This window comes from Klebsiella sp. HC6 (genome assembly GCF_022605325.1).
Lineage (GTDB): Bacteria > Pseudomonadota > Gammaproteobacteria > Enterobacterales > Enterobacteriaceae > Klebsiella > Klebsiella terrigena.
In genome coordinates, this window is the sequence record NZ_CP093276.1 from 5304085 (window position 1) to 5326545 (window position 22461).

The 22461-nt window shown below is 52.4% G+C and carries 19 protein-coding genes and 5 pseudogenes; 15 read left to right on the forward strand and 9 right to left on the reverse strand.

Going from position 1 to position 22461, the window contains the following annotated elements; all coding sequences use genetic code 11:
* The first annotated feature begins 17 nt into the window (after positions 1-17).
* From MMW58_RS25650 to MMW58_RS25670, 5 genes are all read left to right on the forward strand, one after another.
* The gene (locus MMW58_RS25650) at positions 18-2561 is read left to right on the forward strand and encodes a fimbria/pilus outer membrane usher protein (protein WP_241722373.1); all 2544 of its coding nucleotides are present in this window, start codon (positions 18-20) and stop codon (positions 2559-2561) included.
* Positions 2562-2583: 22 nt separating this feature from the next.
* Positions 2584-3642: a fimbrial protein gene (locus tag MMW58_RS25655; RefSeq protein ID WP_166646232.1), complete on the forward strand. Its 1059-nt coding sequence runs from the start codon at positions 2584-2586 to the stop codon at positions 3640-3642.
* 397 nt (positions 3643-4039) lie between these two features.
* A complete protein-coding gene (locus MMW58_RS25660) occupies positions 4040-4963 on the forward strand; it encodes a winged helix-turn-helix domain-containing protein (RefSeq protein WP_241722374.1) in 924 nt (307 codons plus the stop codon).
* Positions 4964-5327: 364 nt separating this feature from the next.
* The gene (locus tag MMW58_RS25665) at positions 5328-6218 is read left to right on the forward strand and encodes a winged helix-turn-helix domain-containing protein (RefSeq protein ID WP_463351430.1); all 891 of its coding nucleotides are present in this window, start codon (positions 5328-5330) and stop codon (positions 6216-6218) included.
* Position 6219: 1 nt separating this feature from the next.
* Positions 6220-6696 (forward strand): hypothetical protein, encoded by a 477-nt coding sequence (locus tag MMW58_RS25670; protein WP_159237931.1) that lies wholly within the window; start codon positions 6220-6222, stop codon positions 6694-6696.
* A 71-nt stretch (positions 6697-6767) separates the two neighbouring features.
* On the opposite strand, the gene MMW58_RS25675 is transcribed toward MMW58_RS25670, so the two are convergent.
* Positions 6768-7241, reverse strand: a complete 474-nt coding sequence (locus MMW58_RS25675; RefSeq protein WP_241722376.1) for a hypothetical protein — start codon at positions 7239-7241, stop codon at positions 6768-6770.
* Between the two features lie 86 nt (positions 7242-7327).
* A complete protein-coding gene (locus tag MMW58_RS25680; protein WP_241722377.1) occupies positions 7328-8155 on the reverse strand; it encodes a winged helix-turn-helix domain-containing protein in 828 nt (275 codons plus the stop codon).
* A gap of 1112 nt (positions 8156-9267) precedes the next feature.
* On the opposite strand from MMW58_RS25680, the gene MMW58_RS25685 reads away from it, so the two are divergent.
* Entirely contained in the window at positions 9268-9426 is a 159-nt protein-coding gene (locus tag MMW58_RS25685; protein ID WP_045853240.1) for a YqaE/Pmp3 family membrane protein, read from the forward strand.
* A 63-nt stretch (positions 9427-9489) separates the two neighbouring features.
* Here MMW58_RS25685 and MMW58_RS25690 read toward each other — a convergent pair whose 3' ends face one another.
* The 3 genes from MMW58_RS25690 to MMW58_RS30220 form a co-directional block, all read right to left on the reverse strand.
* Positions 9490-9927, reverse strand: coding sequence for a hypothetical protein (locus MMW58_RS25690; RefSeq protein WP_241722378.1), 438 nt, complete (start codon positions 9925-9927; stop codon positions 9490-9492).
* 116 nt (positions 9928-10043) lie between these two features.
* Positions 10044-11255 (reverse strand): FAD-dependent oxidoreductase, encoded by a 1212-nt coding sequence (locus tag MMW58_RS25695; protein ID WP_241722379.1) that lies wholly within the window; start codon positions 11253-11255, stop codon positions 10044-10046.
* Positions 11256-11330: 75 nt separating this feature from the next.
* Positions 11331-11465, reverse strand: a complete 135-nt coding sequence (locus MMW58_RS30220) for a hypothetical protein (protein WP_256464588.1) — start codon at positions 11463-11465, stop codon at positions 11331-11333.
* 77 nt (positions 11466-11542) lie between these two features.
* Between MMW58_RS30220 and MMW58_RS25700 the strand changes: the two genes are divergently transcribed.
* From MMW58_RS25700 to MMW58_RS25740, 9 genes and pseudogenes are all read left to right on the forward strand, one after another.
* Entirely contained in the window at positions 11543-14071 is a 2529-nt protein-coding gene (locus MMW58_RS25700; RefSeq protein WP_241722380.1) for a TonB-dependent receptor, read from the forward strand.
* Between the two features lie 158 nt (positions 14072-14229).
* Positions 14230-14742 carry a sigma-70 family RNA polymerase sigma factor gene (locus MMW58_RS25705; protein ID WP_241722381.1) on the forward strand — a complete coding sequence of 171 codons (513 nt, stop codon included), beginning with the start codon at positions 14230-14232 and terminating at the stop codon, positions 14740-14742.
* Between the two features lie 7 nt (positions 14743-14749).
* A complete protein-coding gene (locus tag MMW58_RS25710; RefSeq protein WP_241722382.1) occupies positions 14750-15685 on the forward strand; it encodes a FecR domain-containing protein in 936 nt (311 codons plus the stop codon).
* A gap of 167 nt (positions 15686-15852) precedes the next feature.
* Entirely contained in the window at positions 15853-16695 is an 843-nt protein-coding gene (locus tag MMW58_RS25715) for an energy transducer TonB (RefSeq protein ID WP_241722383.1), read from the forward strand.
* A gap of 421 nt (positions 16696-17116) precedes the next feature.
* On the forward strand, positions 17117-17890 hold the full coding sequence (locus MMW58_RS25720) for a type IV toxin-antitoxin system AbiEi family antitoxin (RefSeq protein WP_241722384.1): 774 nt from the start codon (positions 17117-17119) through the stop codon (positions 17888-17890).
* A pseudogene (locus MMW58_RS25725) lies at positions 17883-18272 on the forward strand (nucleotidyl transferase AbiEii/AbiGii toxin family protein); the annotation flags it as partial. The gene MMW58_RS25720 and the pseudogene MMW58_RS25725, both read left to right, overlap by 8 nt.
* 71 nt (positions 18273-18343) lie before the next feature.
* Positions 18344-19464 (forward strand): IS3 family transposase gene (locus MMW58_RS25730; RefSeq protein ID WP_241722119.1). Its coding sequence is split into 2 segments (ribosomal slippage): positions 18344-18602 and positions 18602-19464, totalling 1122 coding nucleotides; the frame shifts between segments, so codons are not numbered across the junction.
* A gap of 24 nt (positions 19465-19488) precedes the next feature.
* Positions 19489-20025, forward strand: a pseudogene (locus MMW58_RS25735) (nucleotidyl transferase AbiEii/AbiGii toxin family protein); the annotation flags it as partial.
* 134 nt (positions 20026-20159) lie between these two features.
* A pseudogene (locus tag MMW58_RS25740) lies at positions 20160-20358 on the forward strand (IncC plasmid conjugative DNA transfer DtrJ family protein); the annotation flags it as partial.
* Here the strand turns inward: MMW58_RS25740 and MMW58_RS25745 are convergent.
* The 4 genes and pseudogenes from MMW58_RS25745 to MMW58_RS25760 all read right to left on the reverse strand — a co-directional run.
* Positions 20293-20631 (reverse strand): annotated as a pseudogene (locus MMW58_RS25745) (integrase core domain-containing protein); the annotation flags it as partial. The pseudogenes MMW58_RS25740 and MMW58_RS25745 overlap by 66 nt on opposite strands.
* 186 nt (positions 20632-20817) lie before the next feature.
* Positions 20818-21306: pseudogene (locus tag MMW58_RS25750) on the reverse strand (Hcp family type VI secretion system effector).
* A gap of 1 nt (position 21307) precedes the next feature.
* A complete protein-coding gene (locus tag MMW58_RS25755; protein ID WP_241722385.1) occupies positions 21308-21586 on the reverse strand; it encodes a hypothetical protein in 279 nt (92 codons plus the stop codon).
* Positions 21561-22082, reverse strand: coding sequence for a DUF2778 domain-containing protein (locus tag MMW58_RS25760; RefSeq protein ID WP_241722386.1), 522 nt, complete (start codon positions 22080-22082; stop codon positions 21561-21563). Before MMW58_RS25760 ends, MMW58_RS25755 begins: the two co-directional genes overlap by 26 nt.
* Positions 22083-22461: the final 379 nt, after the last annotated feature.

Below are 22461 nucleotides of genomic sequence, written 5' to 3' on the forward strand. Positions count from 1 at the left end.
TATAAATGGATGTTTTTATGCCAATAGAACACAGAGATGGCTTCAGGCTATCTACGCTCTGCATAGCGATTATTACTATAATGACGGCGAGCATTCACACTACGGTGAATGCGCGTGAATTCTTTGATCCCGCATTTATTACATCTGCCAACGGAGGTGACGCATCCAGCGTTCCCGACCTGTCGATTTATCAATCGGTCAACGCTCAGGCTCCGGGAGACTATCGGGTCGACGTCGTTTTTAATGGCCGCTACCTGGAAACTAAAAACGTTAAATTTGTTACGACCGAGCGCAGCAGGCTTGATAAACAGCTAAACCTGATCCCCTGCTTTACGTTGGACGCACTCTCCCAGTATGGCGTCAGGGTTAAATCATTCCCCGAGCTGAAAGAGAATGAACAAGGCTGCGCCAACTTCGATATTATTCCAGACAGCAAAACAATTTTCGATTTCACCGCCCAGCGCCTGGATATATCCACGCCTCAGGCCGCGATGAGCACGGTGGCCAACGACTATATCCCGCCGGAAAAGTTTGATGACGGCATAAACGCCATGTTTGTGAACTACCAGTTTAACGGTTCGCAGGATTTTAAAAGCGATAATGAATACTACGGCCTGAATCTGGAGTCCGGGATAAACCTCGGCCCCTGGCGCATCAGGAACCTTGGCATGTGGAACAAAAGTAAGGGGGAATCAGCTCATTTTGATTCCGCCTATCTTTATCTCCAGCGCAGCTTGCGCTCCATCAGCAGCGACCTGATCATCGGTGAAAGCTCTTCTCTATCCGGCATATTTGATAGCGTCCCCTTCTCCGGCGTGCAGCTGGCGACGGATACCAGCATGCTGCCGGAGAGCATGCGCGGCTACGCCCCGGTGATCCGCGGTATTGCGAAAACCAACGCCCGCGTGGTGATCAAGCAGAATGGCTATCAGGTTTACCAGACCTACGTCGCGCCGGGCGCGTTTGAAATTACGGATATGTACCCCAGCGGCGGGAGTGGCGATCTGTACGTGACGGTTGAAGAGTCCGACGGCTCGAGGCAGAACTTTATCGTGCCCTTTGCGGCTCTGCCGGTGATGCTGAGGGAGAACCAGTTCGAATATGAAATCACCTCGGGGAAATACCGCCCTTACGTCGGCACCATTGATGAAACCCCTTTTACCCAGGCCACGGCCAAATACGGCTTATCAACCAGCGCCACCATTTTTGGCGGCGTGCAGGCATCGGCAAAATATCAGGCTCTCTCCAGCGGACTGGGGTATAACCTCGCCAACCTGGGCGCTCTGTCGGCCGACGTGACCCAGGCATGGTCGAAAAAACGCTATGAAGATAAAACGTCCGGCCAGTCGTGGCGCATACGCTACGGTAAAAATATTATCGAAACCGGAACCAATTTCACTATTGCCGGCTATCGCTACTCGACAAAAGGGTTTAACACCCTTTCCGAAGTGCTTAATACCTATTCCGATGACGGACGGTATTACTCGGCGCGCTCTTTACGCAATCGTACTAACCTGACGCTTAACCAGAGCCTGGGAAAATCGCGAGGTAGCCTGTCCATCAGCGCCCTCATCGAAGATTACTGGGATAACAAGCGTACAAATAAATCATTGAGCCTCGGCTATAACGGCGGCTGGCGGGGTGTTAACTATTATCTGGGCTATAGCTATAACCGCTATACCTGGGGTACGCTCAGCTCCAGCCATGAGGTGCGAAACGATCAGCGCCTCGCGCTCACCATCTCCATCCCGCTGAGCAACTGGCTGCCCAATACCTATGCCAGCTATCAGGTCACCGAAAGTACCCCAGGCTCTACGGATCAGTACGTTTCTTTAGGCGGCATCGGGCTGGAAAACAATAATCTCGACTGGGACATCCAGCAGGGTTACAGCAACCGTGAGCACTATAGCGGCGACCTCAGGGGAACCTATAACGGCTCGCGCGGCAGCGTCAACGCCGGCTACAGCTACGACAACAACAGCCGGCGGTTCGACTACGGCGCCAGCGGCAGCCTGATCGCGCATGCGAACGGAATAACGTTTGGCCAGAATATCAGCAACGCGGCCGTGCTAATCCAGGCCCCAGGTCTGGACAACGTCAGGCTCAGCTCGGATTCAACGATCGTCACGGACAGTCGCGGCTACGCCATCGTTCCCTATCTTACCCCCTACCGCAGTACCGATATCACTCTGGACAGCACATCCTTTGGCGACGATATGGAGCTGATGCAGACCACGCAGCAGGTCGTTCCCACCCGCGGCGCCATCGTGCGCGCAAACTATGCCGGGAATATTGGGCAGCGGGCATTTATTCGGCTTAAAACTCCCGCAGGCCGCGAGGTGCCTTTTGGCGCAATGGTCACGCTTGCCGGCGCGGCTAAATCCCAGGCCAGCATCGTGAGCGACGCCGGCATGGTTTATATGACCGGCCTGCAGCCAACGGGTGCGCTGACGGTCAGCTGGGGTAAAAATGCGGGCCAGAAATGTACCGCCATCTATACCTTGCCTGCCGGCCAGAAGAAAAACTCCGGAGTCAGCCAGACTGAAGCCCTGTGTCGATAATAATCATAAAGAGATAAGTGAAATGAAAAAAATGATTGTACTGCTGGCCGGAATATTTTTCTGCGGCGGGGTTTCGGCTGCACGGCTATGCTCTTATACCAATTCTGCGGGTAATGAGGGTCCTAATGGTGGCGTAGAAGAGCGTCAGGGTATGACGATGTACCCCAAGATATCAGCCGATCCGACTCTTCCGGTTGGTGCAATCCTTTATAGCCGAACGATAGGCGGGATGAATCTACATCACCGACTCTATACCTGCGGACCGGGAGCAAATTATATCGTCGCCGTGAGCAGGCCAGAGGTTCCGGGGATGAGCCTTCGCGGCATGCCCGTTTATGAAACCGGCGTTGACGGTATCGGTATTCAGTTCAGCGATATATTCTCGAGCCGGATCGGTAAACAGATCGTCGGACAGGCAGGAACCTGGCCAACGCCTTATGATAAATCCGCGCAGTTTCTCGCAACGCCGTACTTTTCTGCCTGGTTAGTTAAAACGGGCCCCATTGATACCAGCGGGGCGACCAACATCAACGTCGAAATTGAGTTTCGCGTGGCAGACCCGGCCGACCCGGGATATGCAAGAAAAGGCGCTATCTACTGGGTAAACCCCAAAACAAATAGAGCAATTTCCTTTCGTAATGAGAGCTGCAATATTTCTCTTAAAGGGCCGACCACGGTCAATCTGCAAAGAATTGCCAAAAGCGATCTGCTGGCGCTTGCTCGCGGTGCGACAACCGGTAAAGGTAAAGCAATTGATATGAATATTTCCTGCCCAACGGATATGCAAGGTAAGAAACTCACCTACTGGTTTAACCCGAAGGGAGCGGTTGCCGCCGATCCAGGGGTACTGGAAAATACCATCCCCGTCATACCGGGCGGTGGCGGTGGCGCCAATAACGTTGGGATTATTTTGAAAAAAGATAACTCTCCGGTGAAGTTTTTCGATACCGATGCCTACACTATTTCATCCCTGAGTCTTAATCAGGACATCAGCTTTACCGCTGATTATTTCCGCATGAATAATGATATTTCTGACGGACTGGTGAAAGCGGTTCTGGAAGTCGTTATCCAGGAGGATTAATCCCGGTATTCAGAGTATAAAATGCCCTCAGCAAGAGGGCTTAAACGATTGGTGTAGATACGGGTATTTTGAATAACGTTGCCAACGCCTGCCGCATGAACCTCCGCATTCGGACGTTAACAGCCTGCCCGACTCAGCAACCAAACGACTCGCGAGGCCCTTATCATTAATTAGGCCAGCCCTGAAGTTCAGGAGACCTTATGCCGCCCTGGCTCATTGCCGCTTTTTTATATATCTGGCCTGTGCGCTCCCTTGAAAGGCTCAGGACGAAGGGGCTAACGGGCCTTAACCGGACGTCACGAAAGAGTATGTTTAAATAATATAATAATAACAAAATTCATTTTACAGTTATTACGTTCACGTGCTTATGCTTGTCTTTTACCAGGAGATAAATAAAATGGCAAACGACAGCAATAAATCATATAAATTAATAACGGACTTGCGCACCAATTATATCATTAATGAATGCGTAGAGTTCCAGCCAGCGACAAGCACTTTACGTAATATCCACACACCTGACCTTAAGGTTACGCTGAATTTACCCGCCGGACGCTGTTTGCTGCTATTAATTAATCACGCAGGTAGTGTCGTCTCGCAGCAGGATTTTATGGATATCGTCTGGAAACAGAGCGGCATGCGAGTCACCGCCAACGCCTATTACCAGAATATCTCGATTCTCCGCAGAGGCCTTATCCATGCCGGGCTGGAGGATAATGTGATCATCACCCTTCCCCGGATTGGGCTAACTCTGGCCTCCGGCACGCAAATCCGTCAATCAGTCGCGGACGCATCCCCTGGCTCAGGAGGCACAAAGAAACTGTTCCACAGTACATCGATCGCCGTGGTTAAAGACACTAGCCACGAGGAGATCGAACGCGCATCAATGAGCATCGGCGAATATGGCTTAAAAAATGAGCCGGCATGGCCGGGAGATGGCAGTAAGCCCCTTCCAGCCACGCTTATCAGCGTTAAGAGACGCAGGCCGGTTTTCACGATAAAAAATAGCGTTCTTCTGGCGGCAGGCATCGCCGCGATGGCCACACTTCTCTCATACATGGCGGGTATAAAAGAAAGCTATTTTTCTGGCTATGAAACGATAACCTCGACCCAACGCTGCCATGTTTTATCGGCAGAACCGACATCCGACAGCCAGAAAAAAGCAATGCTCAGCAAATATGGCGAACATATCACCCGCGATTGTCGGAACTACCCTTGGGTATACGTGACGACAGGTGCAGACCTCCCCAGAACCTCGATCATCCGCTGCAATAAACCCTTCGCACAATCGACCTCGTGTATTTCCGAATACTTTATTGAATGATGGCAAAAGCGTTGCGCCATCATTCACCGCATCGCCGGGTTAAAACATAAAGTAAAAGTCATGTCGGGATCGATCTTAACTTAATCTTATTTCAGACAATCTGCTGTCAGGCCCATGCAGACGCGTAATGGTAAGCCGATGATTCACTTCTGTTATTGATGGAAGGAATATCCTGCCCGCGATAGCCCGACCAGACAGGCTCGTTGATTCAAAGCAATTATATAAATAAGAATTTTCGCCAGGGGCCAGAGTATGCAGCGCTTAATCTATCACTTATACTTTTATCTAAATGTGAAAATATCTTAATTTTATCTGCATCTACCGGATAAATCTCACCTGCTGCTGAATGAGTTCTATATAATTAATGCATAGATATTACGTTATTAACAATACTGTTGAATTCCACCCAACGACCCGCAAGTTAAGGAATATTATCACCCCCACGAATATGGTCGTTCTGAACTCTCCGGCAAGCCGTTGTTTATTATTATTAATCGAGAGATCCGGCACAATTGTGACGCAGCAAGAGTTTATGTATAACGTTTGGGAAAAACTCGGGCTCGTTGTGTCAGCAAATACCTACTATCAAAACATTTGTCTACTCAGAAAGGGGATGAAAGAAATTGGGTTTACCAGCGACCCCATCACAACGATACCGCGTATTGGCTTAACGCTGGCCCTTGATACACAGATTCAAGCCATGGAATCCACGGACCCGCCAGCGTCAGACAATGATGACGGACAGGCAGCCGATGAAACGGTATTGTCCGCATCTTATGAAGAGTTGAACAAGGCGGACTCTGGCCATGCCAGCAGCCCGCAGGAGACAGTCGAGTCCGTTGCCGATATACCGGCCTCAGCCCCCAACATCCCCGCTCCGCTGTACCTGCAAAAGAGAGACGTCGGCAGATTCAGTAAGCTTTTTTTTCTCATCACGATTCTTATCTTTTCTATCCTGCTGACGGATCTCAAGGTTATAGTGACCCACTTCCAGGACCAGCGTTACTTCGAAAACTATCAGCTCACCGTCAACACCAATGGCTGCCACCTGTTCCTCAATAAAGATATTCATAATACTGATGAACGAAAGAAAGCGCTTAACTACGGCGTTCAGTTCAAATCTGACTGCCAAAAGTTCCCATGGGTATATATCAGTAGATACGCCATGCTGCCCAGGGCTTCGGTGATTCGCTGTAATAAACCCATGTCCAGCCCGAACTACTGTATTTCAAACTATTTTATCGAGGATCATTAGAATGAGACATTACCGTGCATCGGTGTATGTGCTTTGTGTATGCTTATTTTTAACTTTAATACTGGCTGGTTATTCGTTGTGGCAGCGCTATCAGCCGCTTGAATTCACATGTAAAGCAAACTTTGTTCAGCACCACGCGGACGAGAATCTCTATGTCTCGTTAACGTACAGAATTAGCCAGGATAGCGGCATGCTCAGCATGAATGGCCGCTCCATGACTAATGGGGCGAACAAATTCAATCGAAAAATATTTTTCAACATTGAAAAGCACAACAACGTTTATCACCTGCACTCGGTTAACAATGTGGTCTTCCCTGATGAAACCGTTAACAACAGCTGGTTAGAGAAATATGAGCCTTTGTTTTTCGTTTACCCCAAAAAGGATATTTACGTGAAAATACTTGAACAACAGAACAGCTATTTATTTATATTCTCGACCTTGCCAGCCTACGTATGCCATAAGCAAAAAACTCTCTGAGCCGTCATCGTCCTTTCAGGCCGCAGCGATCTTTGACCACCGACCATGACGGCAGATTCCTACCTGATGATTTAAACGTGATTGTATTTCTTACAGTAGAACATCGGCATATTATGTAAGTAGATGACAGGATTATGATACTTATCGTACTCAATCTTCAGCGCAAGCTCTTTTCCTGCTTCATAAAAGAATGCAGGAAAGTGAAAATCCACATTGCTGCCTTTGCTGTTATCGGTACTCAGATACTCGACATACTGATTTTTAAGTATGTAAACATCATTATTTTTCACGTATGTAAAATTAATGACTCTGCCAACCTGCGACTGCACGCCATTCTCAGCGGCGATGGCGTGCACCGTGAGCTCACCTTTATCATTGGCCAGGGTGAAGCCAAAATTTGAATCCAGACGAAAACCATCATGCAGTAAGGTATGACGACTCTGGCATACAACTTTATTATTTGAATCATCCACATTAAAAAAATAGACTGCAGCAAACACCGCCACGATCGGTAAAGTTGCCAGGTAATATAACTTTGTTCGCATCACTTTACCTTTATGTTTTTCATTACCGTCAGCGAGCGGCAGTTTTGATTTTTTTTATCGTAAGCCAGGCAATACATTAAGTTTAATCACGTATTCATAGGTGACGCGGTAAAATAAACGACTTCGTTATTCGTACATGACAGCCCCAGAGTGCCGAGGATTGCCTTAATCTCAGAGGATGAATATGTCCGGTTTGCCGAAAATAGGCTACAGCCATCGGAAGAGATCTTGATATAGTCAGAAAAAGCGTCGCCGCCAGCCCCGGAGCGATGATTAAGCATCATCAATCCAGCCATCACGACTATGAGGGCAATCCCTGCATGTCTTAACCATTTATTTCCGTTATTACTACCACTATTTTGTGAATTACCGACTGGTTTGCTTTCATCTACCGCCGGAGCGTGTAATACCCCAGCCGTGCGATTAAACACCGCCAGAGTATCATCAACCTCTGCCAGCGCTGGATTTTCACCCGTGATATTATTCAGCTCCAGGGCCTCTTTGCCGTCAGGGTCGATTTTTACACTGTTGTCAATTTGTAGCTCAATATCTCCATCCGGATACAGATATGCTACTTTTACGCTATTATTAAACCTCAATCCGTGCCTTGGCACCGTATCAATAACGTCTGAAAACCCTATAATTGCAAGGGACTTTCGGAGATGTAAAATACACTGGTAATAAGTGTTATGGCTCACGCCGGCATTGCGCTTGCTCCCCCATCCGCAGAGGATCAGCTCTTCCTGAGAAACAATCTCTCCCTGGTGACGAAGTAACTTTTCCAGACAGCAGCTCGCAGGAAGATGTAGCTTAATTTCTTTTGCATTTAGCCTATCAACAATCACCCGCCGGGAAGGGACGAACGCAGCCCTCTCCCCAATAATAAAGCTTTGGATGTCATCTGAGCGATCCATATTACTACACCCTTAGCTACCAGTGTCTTTGAAATCAGTGAGTTAGATATTCTGCGAATGAAGAAAATTTTTCGCGCAAATATTAACCGATCAAATAAAGATTAACAAACGGAATTTAACTATGTTCCGATGTAGAAAATCCATATCGCAATACGCAAAATGCGAGGGATATCTATTTATTTCAGCAACATCCATAGACAGATTATCAACTTGTTTCTAAGTTGATACTGATGTAACTAATTATAAATTTAAATGCATCCCGTCAGGTTTTAAAACGTTGCCGGGCTGATTAATTTATTAATAATTTCAGCCGATAAATCATACCATTATGAATTCGGATCGTTATCTGCCGGCGAACTATTCAGCCTGTATCCGTCCCTGCGCCTTCATTTTGGATGGCTAAGATGCATAGAAGTGGCGAACGCAAATGATAAAAGAAGCTGGAGTATTGCGACACCGGACGCCGTACTCGCCAGAAACATATTAAAACATTCAATAACCTTCTGAAAATATCAGCCAGCTTCGGCATCCTGAAAATATTACCTGATAGCAGGCGATCTCATAAAGCGGGGATGTTACGAAGCGACGCCAACCTTTAACTATTATCAAACACATAATTTACACCAGGCAAGCACTTCATTTACGCCATCCGCCTTCAGGTTTAAAAGACGCGATACTTTTATACCGACGTGTCTCATAAATATAAGCTCCCCGAATATTCAGCCATGCGAATTAATGGCAGATTAATTTTCACAATAAGGCAAACTGCGCCTGGTGAGGAAAAGATTGAGCGAACCGCCGATATGGAGAACGGATGGCAAAAACATCCAGGCAAAATCGGCGACCTGACCGACCGCACAGTACAATGGGATGCCTTCGCGCGAATGCGATTAAAGCGGTTAAGGATGTATCCGCTATCGTGGGCGCTGACCGCATCCGCTGTAATTCACGTGCTACGGGCCGGACAAGGGCCCCTGTTCCGATGAATACGAAGGGCCGCAGGCCATATGCCAAAGGCCCGAGAGCGTAACCCCCAGGGCAAACTGGCACTCTCGGGCAGAATTACTAAGCTTAATCAGGGAAACGGTTAATTTTACTTAGAGGGAGCGTATATGGGATTCTGGAGAATTGTTTTAACGATTATTCTGCCGCCGCTTGGCGTGCTGCTGGGTAAAGGATTCGGCTGGGCGTTTATTCTTAACATCGTGCTGACGCTGCTGGGCTATATTCCCGGCCTGATTCACGCGTTCTGGGTGCAAAGCCGCGATTAACCGACCGCACCAAACGGCGCCCAGGCGCCGTTTGGTGTATTAAGCCCGGCACAAAAATAGTGACTATCTATTTTCGGGCTTAAAATGATAGGTTTCTTGAGCCGTTTGCAGCCATTCCCGATCGGAAATGATATTGTTCCTTTCAATCACGCTGAGCCAGCCGCCGTCGCCGGGCATGGTAATCAGTGCACTCCCCGTCGACGCAACCACCGTATTGACCGAATCATTTTGCACCCTGAAAAGTGGGAATCCTTTACTATCCACGCACCAGTTTCCCTCCATCTTATTGTTGTTCGCCACGCAATAATTCACGACCATCGGATATAAATAGGGCCGCATATTGACGTACATAGCCCCGCCGATAAAAGGCGTTCTGGTTGCCGTGCTGTAGTGTTTTTCAAAGTATTCAATTGCGCCTCCTTTTAGCAATTTTTCATCCCCGACTCTTAACGTGCAGGAGATCTGTGACAAAGAAGCGATTATCAAAAGCAGCCATCTCATTATGGAATCCCTATCATTAGCGCTGGCCGAAATACGGCTATATGGTCAACCTCTGACTACAACGTGCCGCGACGCCCGCGTATCTATTCCGCCGACGCGGGGCAATCCGCCTGCCGCTAAAACCCACGCGGCGTTTCGCGACGAAACCCGAGGCCGATGATGCGCCCCGCCAGCCGCGGCAGCCAGCGGCGGCGGCTGAGCCAGTTCATCAGACCGGAGCCGCCCGCCGCGCGGCGTTTTTTCGTCCGGCGCTGGCTCATTTTAATTTGTAAAAACTGCGTGGCTTTGGTGGGAAAATCGCGCCGCCGCTGCACGCGCCGCAGATGCTTTAGCTGCAAACGCCGCTGGCGCAGCGGCAGGCTAACGGCGTTAGCCGCGGCCACCGCATCCTGAATCGCCAGATTGACGCCCACTCCGCCGATAGGCGACATGGCGTGCGCCGCGTCGCCGATGCACAGCACCCCCGGCTTCGCCCACTGCTCCAGCCTGTCGATGCGGATGCTCAGCAGCTTCACCTGCTGCCAGCCGGCAATCTCCTGAAAGCGATCGTCCTGAAACGGAGCCACCTCGGCCACCTGCAGCAGGAATTTCTCCAGCCCGCTCTCCCGGATCGCATCGAAGCTTCCCTTCTCGATCGCATACCCGCACTGCCAGTAATCGCCGCGATCGATCATGATGAAGTTGCGCCTTGGCCCGGTATGACCCATCGACCACTGCGGATCCCCCGGTCGCTTAGTGAGCTTCATCCACAGCAGATCCCGCGGCATACCGAACGATCGGCTGCTGAGCCCCGCCTTTTCCCGCACCACGGAACCCCGTCCGTCGGCGCCGACAACCAGCTGACAGGAAACGTCGATCGGCCCTTCCGGGGTCTCCGCCAGCACGCCGCACGCCCGGCCCTGCTCATAGCACAGCTCGGTCACCCGCGCCGACTTTATCAGGGTGAAATGGGGAAAAGCGGCGGCGCGTTCGGCGAGGAAAGTGAGGAATTCCCACTGCGGCATAAAGGCGATGAATTTGCAGCGCGTCGGCAGGCGGGAGAAGTCCGCCAGCATCACGTTGCGCCCGGCGATCTCCGCCCACAGGGTTTCCGCGCGCTGGTGCGGCAGCGCCAGGAGCTCGTCGAGCAGACCGAGCTGGTGCATCAGCTCCAGCGTGGAAGGGTGAATGGTATCGCCGCGGAAATCACGCAGAAAATCATCGTGCTTCTCCAGTACCGTCACGCTGACGCCCGCCCGGGCTAACAGATAGCCGAGCATCAGCCCGGCGGGGCCGCCGCCTACGATACAGCAGTCGGTGGCGCAGGACGCGATCGAGGGTGATGACATGTTCTTAACTCCCCCTGGAACGACCCGCCGCCGTGAGTCGACGCGTCGTGGAATAATTGATAATGATTGTCAATATCAGATAAAACTGTCAACCCGTTGCACCATACGGATCGTCCCCTGTTCAAGCGTCCGGCAGGCCGCCGTACGGGAAAATTGCCGGCGGATAGCGTCGGCCCCGCAGGTTTGCCGCCAGATGAGAATTTTTTTCATTAAATCTCTGCCCGATTTTGTCGCCCGCGTGACCTCTCTACTGAGATTTCAGTTTCACACTTTCAGGGAACCAGTCGATGTCTATAAAAAACAAAAACGCCGCAAATCATCTATCCGGCAGAAAGCGGGCCGCCGGCAGAGTGCTCAGGCCCGCCTGCGGGCTGCTGGTCTTTGCCACCTGCGCGACCGCCGTCTTCTCCGCCCAGGCGCAGCCGCAGCCGACGCAGCAGGCCGATGTTCAGACTTTCGCCATTCCGGCGGGGGATCTGACCCCGGCGTTACAAAGTCTTGCCAGCAGCGCCCGGGTCATTCTGACCTTTACGCCGGAGCAAACCCGGGGGAAAAGCACCGCCGGCCTGCAGGGGCGATACGGCCTCTCAGAAGCCTTTAGCCGCCTGCTGGCGGGGAGCGGTCTCAGCGCCCGGCAGACGGCAAACGGCTACCGCCTGGTGGCGGCTGAACCGCTTGAGGATCTGGTGATCCCGGAGCTGTCGGTAGTCAGCGGCTTAAGCGATAGCGTCTCCGCCGGCCGCTCGACCCTGAATCAGGAAGACATCGCGCGCGTACAGGCCGATAACGTCGCCAGCCTGCTCGATCGCCTGCCCGGCGTCTCGATGGCCGGCTCGCCTCGCCCCGGCGGACAGAGTCTGAACATCTGGGGGATGGGCGATATGGAAGATGTCAACGTGGTGCTGGACGGCGCGCCCAAAGGGTTCGAGAAATACCGTCAGGGCTCGGTGTTCATCGAGCCGGAGCTGCTCAAGCGCGTTGACGTCGATAAAGGTCCGCACAACCTGCTGAACGGCAACGGCGGGTTTGGCGGCACCATTACGATGGAAACCAAAGACGCCGGCGATATGCTGCAGCCCGGAGAGAACTTTGGCGGCTTGCTGAAATATAGCTATCACACCAACGACCGCCAGGGAATTTACAGCGGCGCGCTATATGGCCGCACCGAGGAAGGGTTCGCCGACGGGCTGGTCTATTTCAGCAAGCGCGACGGGGGCAACATCAAGCGGCCTGACGGCACGCGCTTTGCCTACTCCTCCAACGATCAGGCCTCGTGGCTGGTGAAGTCGAACCTCTATCTGACCGATGCGCAGACGTTAACCCTGTCGGCAATGCGCTCCGAGTCCGACGGCTGGCAGCCTTTTGCCGCCAAGCGCGACGATATTAGCGCCCCCAGCCAGACGGATATCGACCGCTACGGCCGGGACGAGGCGTGGCGGCGGATCCTGGTCTACCGCGATCAGGTGGACACCAACTATTCGGTAAAATGGAACCTGGCGCCGGAAGAGCAGCCGCTGCTGAACCTGACGGTATCTTACGCCCACTCGAAAACCGAGCAGCATGATAAGCGGCCGGACTCCGCGTCGCAGTACAGCTACCTGGGCTCGCTGGGGAACGAAAGCTGGGTGAGCTATGTCGATCAGCAGCTCGATATGAACAACGAGAGCCGCTTCAGCAGCGGCCCGCTCGATCATAAGCTGCTGTTCGGCGTGCGCTGGCATAAGCATAAGCGCGATACGCTGATGTACTACCCGGCGCAGAAGAACAGCGCCAGCTACAACTACGGTTATTTCCAGCCCTACTATATGCCGGCGGGCGAGCAGGAAACCCGCAGCGCTTACCTGCAGGACGCGATCAGCTACGGCAGCCTGACCGTTACCCCCGGCGTACGCTTCGATCACGTCACCAATACGGGCCAGCCCAACCGCGCGCCGCGCTATAACGATAGCGATCCTGCCGCCGGGCATGATTACAGCAGCGTCACCTACACCGGCTGGTCTCCGCATCTGGGGGCGATCTGGAAAGCCACGCCCAACCTGTCGCTGTTTGCCGACGTCAGCCGCACCTGGCGCGCGCCGGTCATTGATGAACAGTACGAAGTTCAGTCGGCCAGCTCCAACGTTCCCGGCACCAGCCGCAACCTGAAGGTGGAGCGAATTACCGGGATTCGGCTAGGCGCGGTGCTGGATTTCAACAACTTGCTGACGGAAAAAGACAGCCTGCAAATTCGTACGACCCTGTTCCGCAACCGCGGCAAGGATGAAATCTTCTATCGTCGCGGGGTGCTGTGCGACGCCGCCAGAAGCGGCGGGGAGTGCGGCCAGCCGCTGTCGAACTACCGTAACCTGCCGGGCTACACCATTGAAGGCGTGGAAATTGAATCCTTCTACGACAGCGATCGCCTGTTCGGCAGCTTCGCGTACTCCGCGATCCGCGGCAAGCGCGATGCCTCCCCGCGCGATCCTTGGGGCAACCAGACCTGGATCGCGGAAATCCCGCCGGTCACCGCCCACGCGGTGCTGGGGATAAAAGTGCCGCAGTGGGATGCGGCGTTTGGCTGGACCGGCGACTTCGTGCGTAAACAGGATCGCTCCCCGGCCGACGGCGATCCGCTCGCCTCAGTATGGGCGCTGCCGAAAACCGCCGGCTACTCCCTGCACGGCCTGTTCGCCTCCTGGCAGCCCACGTCACTGAAGGGGTTTGAGGCCAGGGTGGCGGTGGATAATCTCTTCAACCACGAATATTACCCCTACCTCGGCGAATCCGTGTCCGGCGTCGGGCGGAATATTAAATTCAGCGTCAGCCAGCGTTTCTGACCTTTTACCCATGGGGGAGCCGCCGGCTCCCCTGCTTCCCTCCGCCTGAATCCCCCGTCTAATGTAAATAATCAGCAATCTCTTGACACATAACTTACATTATCTTAATTAGTAATGATTCTTATTTTCATTTAAAGCTCTTACGTTTGGTATGCCGCATGGCCAGGAAAGATATTGCAATCGCTAACGGGTTTGCCCGGCAGCTCTACAGTGAACATCACGGCTGGCTGTGCCACTGGCTACGGCAAAAGGTCGGCTGCGCCTGGCATGCCGAAGATTTGGCGCAGGATACCTTTATCAGCATCCTGCTCAGCCCGCAGCTCACCGCCATTCGCCACCCTCGCCCCTTCTTAGCCACGGTGGCGCGCCGGCTGGTAGCCAACTACTACCGCCGCAAGCATATTGAAGAGCGCTATTTACAGGCCCTGAGCGAGCTGCCGGAGGCCGAATCGCCGTCGGCAGAAATCCGCCTGCAGGCGATCGAGATGCTGGAAAAGCTCGACCAGGCGCTGGACGGCCTGCCTGCGCCGGTACGCGAAGCCTTCCTGCTGGCCCATCTGCAGGGCATGCGCTACTGCGATATTGCCGAGCGGCTGCGGGTCTCCGCCAGCTCGGTCAAACAGTATTTGCAGCGCGCGAACCTGCAATGTTTCTTTGCCTTATCATCATGATAGCAGCATGAGTCCTTCATCCACTCTCAATGAACAAAGCGCCCGCGAAGCCGCCATCTGGCTGACGCAGCTGATGTCGGAAGACGCCAGCCAGCAGGATCGGGAAAACTGGCAGCGCTGGTATCAGTCGCGGCCGGAAAACGCCCAGGCCTGGCAGCAGATCGGCGCCTTTTCCTCCGGTTTCTCCCTGCTTAACGGCATGGCTGCGCAGCAAAGCCTGTCCCGTCTGGACAACCCCCAGCGCCGTCGGCTGCTGAAGAGCATTGCCGTGATCGGGCTGACCGGCGCGGTGGGGATCGGCGCCGGCAACAGCCTCTGGCGGCCCTGGCTGGCGGACTATCGCACGGCGATCGGCGAACAGAAAAAGGTGACCCTGGCGGATGGCACGCAGCTGATGCTGAACACGCAAACGGCGGTCAACGTCACCTCTCACGACGACGGCCAGCGGGTGGCGCTGCTGAACGGAGAAATGATGGTGACGTCGCCGCAAAACGCCGGATTGCTGCGGCTGCGGCTGCCGCAGGGCGAGCTCGCCGCGCACAACGGCCGGTTCGCGGTCCGGCTGGGCGATACGCAAAGCGATATTGCGGTGTACCGCGGCCGGCTGATCGCCCGTCCGGCGGCAGGCAGCCAGAGCGTGACCGTCAGCGCGGGCTATGGTCTGTGGCTCAATGAACGCGGGTACGGCGCGCTGCACCGGGTGCCGGCGGAACCGGCCTGGCTACAAGGGCTGATCGTCGCCGATGATATGCGGCTGGCAGATTTCCTCGCCGAGCTGGGCCGCTATCGCCGGGGCTATATCCGCTGCCGGCCGGAGATCGCCAACCTGCGGCTGTCGGGCGTTTTCCCGCTCAATAACACCGACCGCATTCTTGATTCGCTGCCTGACAGCCTGCCGGTCCAGATAAACTATCTGTCAAAGTACTTTGTCAGCGTCTCCTGAAGTCCTTTACTCTAATAATGATATTTTTATGGCGTTATATCCCGTTATTCCCACCAGACATGCCCTTTCCTGCCGGGCAGCGTGTCCTGTTTGTTATCCGACGCTGATTAACGTCGCGGCATTGCGCTCGCGACGACACGCTCTCCTGTACCGGTGGTAACTTTTCCATGTTAAATAAAAACGCACTCTCCGCTGTCCCGCTTTTCCCCCAGGAATGGGAGCGGGGAGCGGGAAGGCGGTGGACTTTCGCAGGTCTGCTGACGCTGCTCCTTCACGTGATGCTGCTGGGCTGGCTTTGCTATCAGTCCAGCCCGCCGCCGCCGCTACCGGCGGCCGCGCCGATGGTGGTGTTAATGCTGTCCAGCCAGACGCAGTCCGTCGCCAGCCCGGAGAAAATGCCGACCGGGGTACTCCAGACGCACGCCCTCCCCAGCAGCCGGCCCGTGGCGCAGAAGGAGGAGGTGAAAGAGGAGACCCGCCCAGCCCTGACCCAGGCTCCGCAGGGCACGGAGCCGAAGACGCCCCCGGCGGTCAAAAAGAACAAGCCCGCGAAGCGCAAAGACCCGACGCCGCCTAAAACAGCGGCGGAACGGGAGGTGACGCCGTCGAAAACGTCTGCCGCAGCGGATACCAGCGCGCCGCCTTCGATGAACGACAGGCAGGTTGCGGCGCCGCAGAACATGGCGGCGCCGCAGGCGAACCCGATGAGCTCGGACTGGAGCGGGCAGCTGCTGGCGCACCTGAGCCGCTTTAAGCGCTACCCCGCCGTGGCGCTCCGCCAGCAGCGACAGGGGGTGGTGTATATCAGCATCACCCTGGATCGCCAGGGCAACGTGCTGGCGGCAAAGTTACTCCGCTCAAGCGGGGTGGATTCGCTGGACCGGGAAGCGGAGCAGCTGGCGAAGCGGGCCGCCCCGCTGCCTCCGCCGCCGGATGATATCCGGGCGGGACAGCCGTCGTTCAGCGTGACGCTCCCGATCCGTTTCGATCTCAGAGAGATGCGTCGGTGAAGAACGTACCGACACGCATACGAGAAGCAGCAGCGCCCGGAGTACCCGGGCTACATCTTCGCAAGCGGATCGTTCAGAACTTTGTACGAATCAGCTTCTTTCTGTCGATCGGGTTGCCCTGCCGATCGAAGTGATGCTTTCCCTTGATAACCGCTCCGGTAACTTCTTCACCTGGTAAACTCATGCCATGGGAGATAGCTAATCATACTTAAATCGATATGCATTTCTCGATCACATAGACCAGAGGAATGATTCTGTCGGACCGATGTTATTACTGATTTTTTGCTTTATTAGACTTGAATAGACGTGGACTGATACAACTCTCGCGGGCAACATTTATGCTGTGACAGACGCCGTACATTGACTTTTCACTCACTAAATAGTTTACTTTTTTTATTATAGTTACACCATGAGTGAATCTATGGCATCAAAAATAAACTGGCTATTGCAAAATACCTCTCCAGGAAGCCTGGTTTTGCAATCCTGGCTAACCCGGAACAACATATCGCCTTCTCTGGCCTTTAAATACGCGCAAAATGGCTGGTTAATAAAACTGCGGGCTGGCGTTTATGCGCGCGCAGGACGAGAACCAGACTGGAGTGATGCGCTATGGTGTCTGCAAAACCAGCTTGAAGCGCCGGTGCATCTGGCCGGACTGAGCAGTCTCTCCTGGCAGGGCCGTTCCCATTACCTACAGCTTAAGCAGAGTCAATGCTGGCTTAGCGTTGAAAACAAAGCGATATTGCCCAAATGGTTTAAAGAATTTCCCGACGTTGAGTGGTTGGTGGTATCGGCTCTGAAGCTCCCTGAATTGGATGAAAAATACCGAACTGAGCTTGAGGTTAAAGGAAAAAGAATAACCGCCAGTACGCCAGAACTGGCAGCCTACGAGCTATTAAGCGCAGTACCTCAGGAAATCTCATTTGAGCACGCTGCCGAGCTTTTTCAGGGACTAGTCAATCTCAACCCACGTAAAGTTGAGAAGCTGCTTACGCTCAGCCAGTCCGTACAAACCAAGCGCCTGTATCTGTTTTTCGCCAGTTTCTATGAACATGCATGGTTCAAACGGGTAGATACCAGCAAAATCGACCTGGGATCGGGCAACCGACAAATCGTTGTTAATGGCAAGCTGAACACGCAATACCAGATTACCGTGCCCGAAAATTTTACCAGGAAGGGAATAAACCATGGATAAAACCTCTCCCTACTACCGCCAGGTCGCCCTGCTGGTGCGAGCATTACCCTATGTCGCTAACGAGCCCTGTTTTGCGCTGAAAGGCGGAACGGCGATCAACTTATTCATCCGTGATTTTCCCCGATTGTCCGTTGATATCGATCTGGCATGGATCCCGCTGGAAAGCAGAGAGGTTGCGTTGCCCAAGGTGCGCGAGGCGCTCACCCGTATTGCCGCTGAACTGGAAGCGCAAGCCGGGATCCGTGCAGTGCTGCAAACCCATAATCCCGATGAGATGCGCATCATTGTCACCACTGGCGACGCGCAAATTAAAATTGAAGTCTCGCCGGTTGCCCGGGGAACACTATATCCACCGCAAGAACGCGACGTCGTCGAATCCGTGTGACCTGCTCCCTGTTGATTAACACACTGCGATGCTAGTAATGTCTTCATAAGCCACATGAGGACATCCCCATGAAGAAGCGTTTTTCCGACGAACAGATCATCAGTATTCTCCGCGAGGCCGAGGCTGGCATTCCCGCCCGTGAGCTTTGCCGTAAGCATGCTATTTCTGACGCGACCTTTTACACCTGGCGTAAGAAGTTTGGTGGCATGGAAGTACCGGAAGTAAAACGCCTTAAGTCGCTTGAAGAAGAGAACGCCCGTCTCAAGAAGTTGCTTGCAGAAGCCATGCTGGATAAGGAGGCGTTACAGGTGGCGTTGAGCCGAAAGTACTGACGACAGACCACAAGCGGGAAGCTGCTGTAGTGATGTGTGAAGCGACGGGTCTGTCGCAACGCCGAGCCTGCAGGCTGGTTGGTTTGTCCCTGTCGACCTGCCGCTATGAGGCGCAGCGTCCGGCGGCTGATGTGCATTTATCCGGACGCATCACTGAGCTGGCGCTTGAGCGCAGGCGTTTCGGTTACCGCCGTATATGGCAACTACTGCGTCGGGAAGGCCTGCATGTTAATCACAAGCGCGTGTACCGCCTTTATCACCTCAGTGGCCTGGGTGTTAAGCGCAGACGACGTCGTAAAGGACTGGCAACAGAACGTCTGCCACTGCTCCGTCCGGCTGCTCCTAACCTGACGTGGTCGATGGATTTCGTCATGGACGCACTGGCTACCGGACGCAGAATAAAGTGCCTGACCTGCATCGATGATTTCACGAAGGAATGCCTGACAGTCACTGCCGCCTTCGGTATATCAGGAGCTCAGGTCACACGCATTCTGGACAGTATTGCGTTATTTCGTGGCTATCCGGCAACGATCAGAACAGATCAGGGACCAGAATTTACCTGCCGGGCACTGGACCAGTGGGCTTTTGAGCATGGCGTTGAGCTTCGGCTTATTCAGCCGGGTAAGCCGACACAGAACGGGTTTATCGAAAGCTTTAATGGTCGATTTCGGGATGAGTGTCTGAACGAGCACTGGTTCAGCGATATCGTTCACGCCAGGAAAATCATTAACGACTGGCGGCAGGACTATAACGAGTGCCGGCCTCATTCCTCACTGAATTATCGGACGCCAGCGGAATTTGCAGCGGGCTGGCGAAATGGAAAAATTGAAGGTAAACAAACCGACATTACTAACTGACGATTGTGTTTAATACTGGGGGCAGGTCACGTGGAGGAAGAATTTGGTTTTGCCGCGATCCCGGTTGTCTCACTGCCCGATTTATACGGTGGCAAGCTATGTGCTGCGTTAGATCGCCAGCATCCCAGAGATTTCTACGACGTCAAAATGCTCCTTGATACACAAGGAATCGACCGCGCTATTTTCAATGGTTTTATCGCTTACTTGCTCAGCCATAATCGCCCATTGTCCGAAGTGCTTAACCCACGCTGGAAGGATATTACCGAACCCTTTCAAAATGAATTCAGCGGTATGACTTTTGAGGAGGTATCACTGGAAGAGTTAAGAGAGGTCCCGGAAAGAATGCTCAGCGCGTTGAAAGCACATTTCACTCAACAGGATTTCGACTTCCTGATGTCATTTAAACGCGGCGAGCCTGACTGGAGTTTAGCGCCAGAGCCCCATATTCAGAATTTGCCAGCCGTTCAATGGAAGCTGCGCAATATTGGCCGGATGTCGGAGGAAAAGCGCGCGCAGTCCCTGGATACACTGGAAAAGGTCATGACAGAATGGCTAAGTTAGTTTATTAAATTTAGTATAGTTACACCAATAGTGAAACTATACCATCTTTTATAAACAAGCAAAGCCATCTCAGAATCCATTGTCTTCCAGCACTTAAAACCAGGATTGCTATTGACCTCGTAGGCGATCTGGCTTGTCAGGACCTGCGGCGCTTTGGCGCAGGCCATGAATCCGGGTTTGTTTATCATCACGCCAGGCGTATGCACAGCTCCGGCCTGGCGGCAACGGAATTGGTGTGGTTAGCGTTGCCGTTTTCAGTATTTGTTGTTACCAGGAGCTGTTGGGATGGATTGGGCTAGCAATGTCAATGGCGCTGGGGTCAGTCCAAGCTAGTAGTGAACTTCTGTACTCTCTCGGTGACTGCATTTTCAGACCTTTATGGGGATGCCAGTTATTATAGTCTTCCATCCATTCCGTCAGTTTTTCCATTACGGTCACCGCATTCGGCAGGTCATTTACATACAAGTAATCACGCCTGAACGTTTTCACGAACGATTCAGCCATCCCATTGCTCTTCGGACTGCGCACTGGCGTCGTACACACGATGAACCCGAGTGAGGCGGCGAACGTTCTTGTTGAGTCCGCTATGTAGCAACTGCCGTTATCCGGCTACGCTCTCGAGTATCATAATGAACCCTCACTGTTTGGACTGACCCCACATCCGTAAAACCGTTCGAATCTCGGCCATGACAGGAAGCCAGCGACACCTGTTAATGATGTGGCTCAGGCTTTAAGAGGATTATACGAAGGGGCACAACGCCCCCGTTTTCATTATGCTGTTGGGCGCTCGTTCTAGGCATCAGTAAACTGAACGTTCCCATCGTGAATCTTCCAGATAATCTTCTCGTACTGCAAGCTGACGCTTTCAACGTGGTTCATTTTGTCATTGGCTGCAAGTTTGCAGGTCATTGGCTGCAAGTTTGCAGTTAGGTACACCACAGTTAACGCCTGTGATTTTCACGTTGTCCATCAGTACAGAGTAATAAGGCACTTCTTGCACTGCGTCGTTGATGTGGTAGAAACGGATCTCCGCACTTTTCAGTGTCTGACCAGTTGCGGCGGCTTTGTAAAGATAAGGTGTAGAGCTATCAACTTCTTTTTCAATCATCATTGATGAATGCTGACGTGTACCAGTAATTTTACCGTTGGTATTATCTACAGGTAAGTTACGTGGCTCAGTCCGATAATCTCAATAGAACCATCACGATCCTTAACCTCTACAGATCCTTTAATGTCTGCGCCGCCATCATCTTTTAACCACATGTATGGAGGGATTGGCATTTCATTTGCTCCTTATTTTTCTGATCAATTTCATCGTTATGAAATAAATAACAGTAGTGGTAATAACGACCGTTAGAACGTCAAGGTAAAAATAAGTGTCATACATGGTTTCTGCGTTAATATCGCCGTAAACAAGGTCACTTATCTTTGATGCAATAGCATGATTAATGTAAATCCCTGGATTGCCTAATATTCTCCCTACAGCCATACCGATCAGCAGAAATAGAGCCGTCTTTAGCAATCTTACGCCCCATCTACGGGCAAGTGTTGGTGTTGCCATTAGCCACTACCTCAACCCAACCACGAGCCATAAGAGAGCTCATACACGGAACCTGAATAAGCGATGTGTTCATCAATGCATTGCGAATTTGCGCGAAGTCGGAGTTATGACCAATAGTTATGCAGCCCTCGGATAATGTTCTAGGATGAAGCCGGAATAATCCACGGTAAACATCGTTAATCCAGGTTCCGTCATCAATGCCCCAATCATCTTTATACAGAGCAAACCATTCATCACGTCCAAACTCTGCGCCATGCCTAACCTTGTTCCATGTATCCTGTCCTTTGGCTTTCAATCCTGAAAGAAAACCCCCAGCACCACGATCAACTATCCAATATTTGCCAGGAGGCAACGGGCCATCTCCTTTTACAGCTCCACACGCTCCTTTATTTCGATAAACACCATTACCGGAAAAAGCCATGAACACGCCCACGCCGTACAGATTGAAAGGTGCATAGTCTGCCCCGTTCAATATCAACTTTCCTTGTAGAGCCATAGTAACCATTTAGTAAGCAAGGGTATTGATCGTTAATCGTACGCCCAAGCAATTAGATAGAGGAAAGTTTTCTTCCGCGAAATTTCTGATTTTTAGGCATAACAAACCTAATGCCCGTTGGTGGTAAGACAACGTACGGGCCCGTTAGGCGATTACATAAGGGTGTGTAATACAGTGCAGCTTTTCAGGATGACAATGTATGTGGGATGGTTACACCTTTACCTACTACTATGAATGCGCATGAGCTGTCAATTTATAGAACTCAACTATTAAAACACTAAAAATCATATATTTATGAAATTATTTCTCGTCAAGAAAGTTTCTTAGTGTGATTTTTGTCAAGACTCGACTAAAAATTTAAACTGTTCTTCGGGCATTT

Coding starts and splice junctions, on each gene's coding strand:
- MMW58_RS25665 (WP_463351430.1), top strand. CDS start 5,328: ATGCATAGATATTACGTTATTAACAATACTGTTGAATTCCACCCAACG.
- MMW58_RS25670 (WP_159237931.1), top strand. CDS start 6,220: ATGAGACATTACCGTGCATCGGTGTATGTGCTTTGTGTATGCTTATTT.
- MMW58_RS25700 (WP_241722380.1), top strand. CDS start 11,543: ATGTCTATAAAAAACAAAAACGCCGCAAATCATCTATCCGGCAGAAAG.
- MMW58_RS25755 (WP_241722385.1), bottom strand. CDS start 21,586: ATGGCAACACCAACACTTGCCCGTAGATGGGGCGTAAGATTGCTAAAG.
- MMW58_RS25705 (WP_241722381.1), top strand. CDS start 14,230: ATGGCCAGGAAAGATATTGCAATCGCTAACGGGTTTGCCCGGCAGCTC.
- MMW58_RS25715 (WP_241722383.1), top strand. CDS start 15,853: ATGTTAAATAAAAACGCACTCTCCGCTGTCCCGCTTTTCCCCCAGGAA.
- MMW58_RS25710 (WP_241722382.1), top strand. CDS start 14,750: ATGAGTCCTTCATCCACTCTCAATGAACAAAGCGCCCGCGAAGCCGCC.
- MMW58_RS25690 (WP_241722378.1), bottom strand. CDS start 9,927: ATGAGATGGCTGCTTTTGATAATCGCTTCTTTGTCACAGATCTCCTGC.
- MMW58_RS25685 (WP_045853240.1), top strand. CDS start 9,268: ATGGGATTCTGGAGAATTGTTTTAACGATTATTCTGCCGCCGCTTGGC.
- MMW58_RS25655 (WP_166646232.1), top strand. CDS start 2,584: ATGAAAAAAATGATTGTACTGCTGGCCGGAATATTTTTCTGCGGCGGG.
- MMW58_RS25660 (WP_241722374.1), top strand. CDS start 4,040: ATGGCAAACGACAGCAATAAATCATATAAATTAATAACGGACTTGCGC.
- MMW58_RS30220 (WP_256464588.1), bottom strand. CDS start 11,465: ATGAAAAAAATTCTCATCTGGCGGCAAACCTGCGGGGCCGACGCTATC.
- MMW58_RS25720 (WP_241722384.1), top strand. CDS start 17,117: ATGGCATCAAAAATAAACTGGCTATTGCAAAATACCTCTCCAGGAAGC.
- MMW58_RS25675 (WP_241722376.1), bottom strand. CDS start 7,241: ATGCGAACAAAGTTATATTACCTGGCAACTTTACCGATCGTGGCGGTG.
- MMW58_RS25760 (WP_241722386.1), bottom strand. CDS start 22,082: ATGGCTCTACAAGGAAAGTTGATATTGAACGGGGCAGACTATGCACCT.
- MMW58_RS25650 (WP_241722373.1), top strand. CDS start 18: ATGCCAATAGAACACAGAGATGGCTTCAGGCTATCTACGCTCTGCATA.
- MMW58_RS25695 (WP_241722379.1), bottom strand. CDS start 11,255: ATGTCATCACCCTCGATCGCGTCCTGCGCCACCGACTGCTGTATCGTA.
- MMW58_RS25680 (WP_241722377.1), bottom strand. CDS start 8,155: ATGGATCGCTCAGATGACATCCAAAGCTTTATTATTGGGGAGAGGGCT.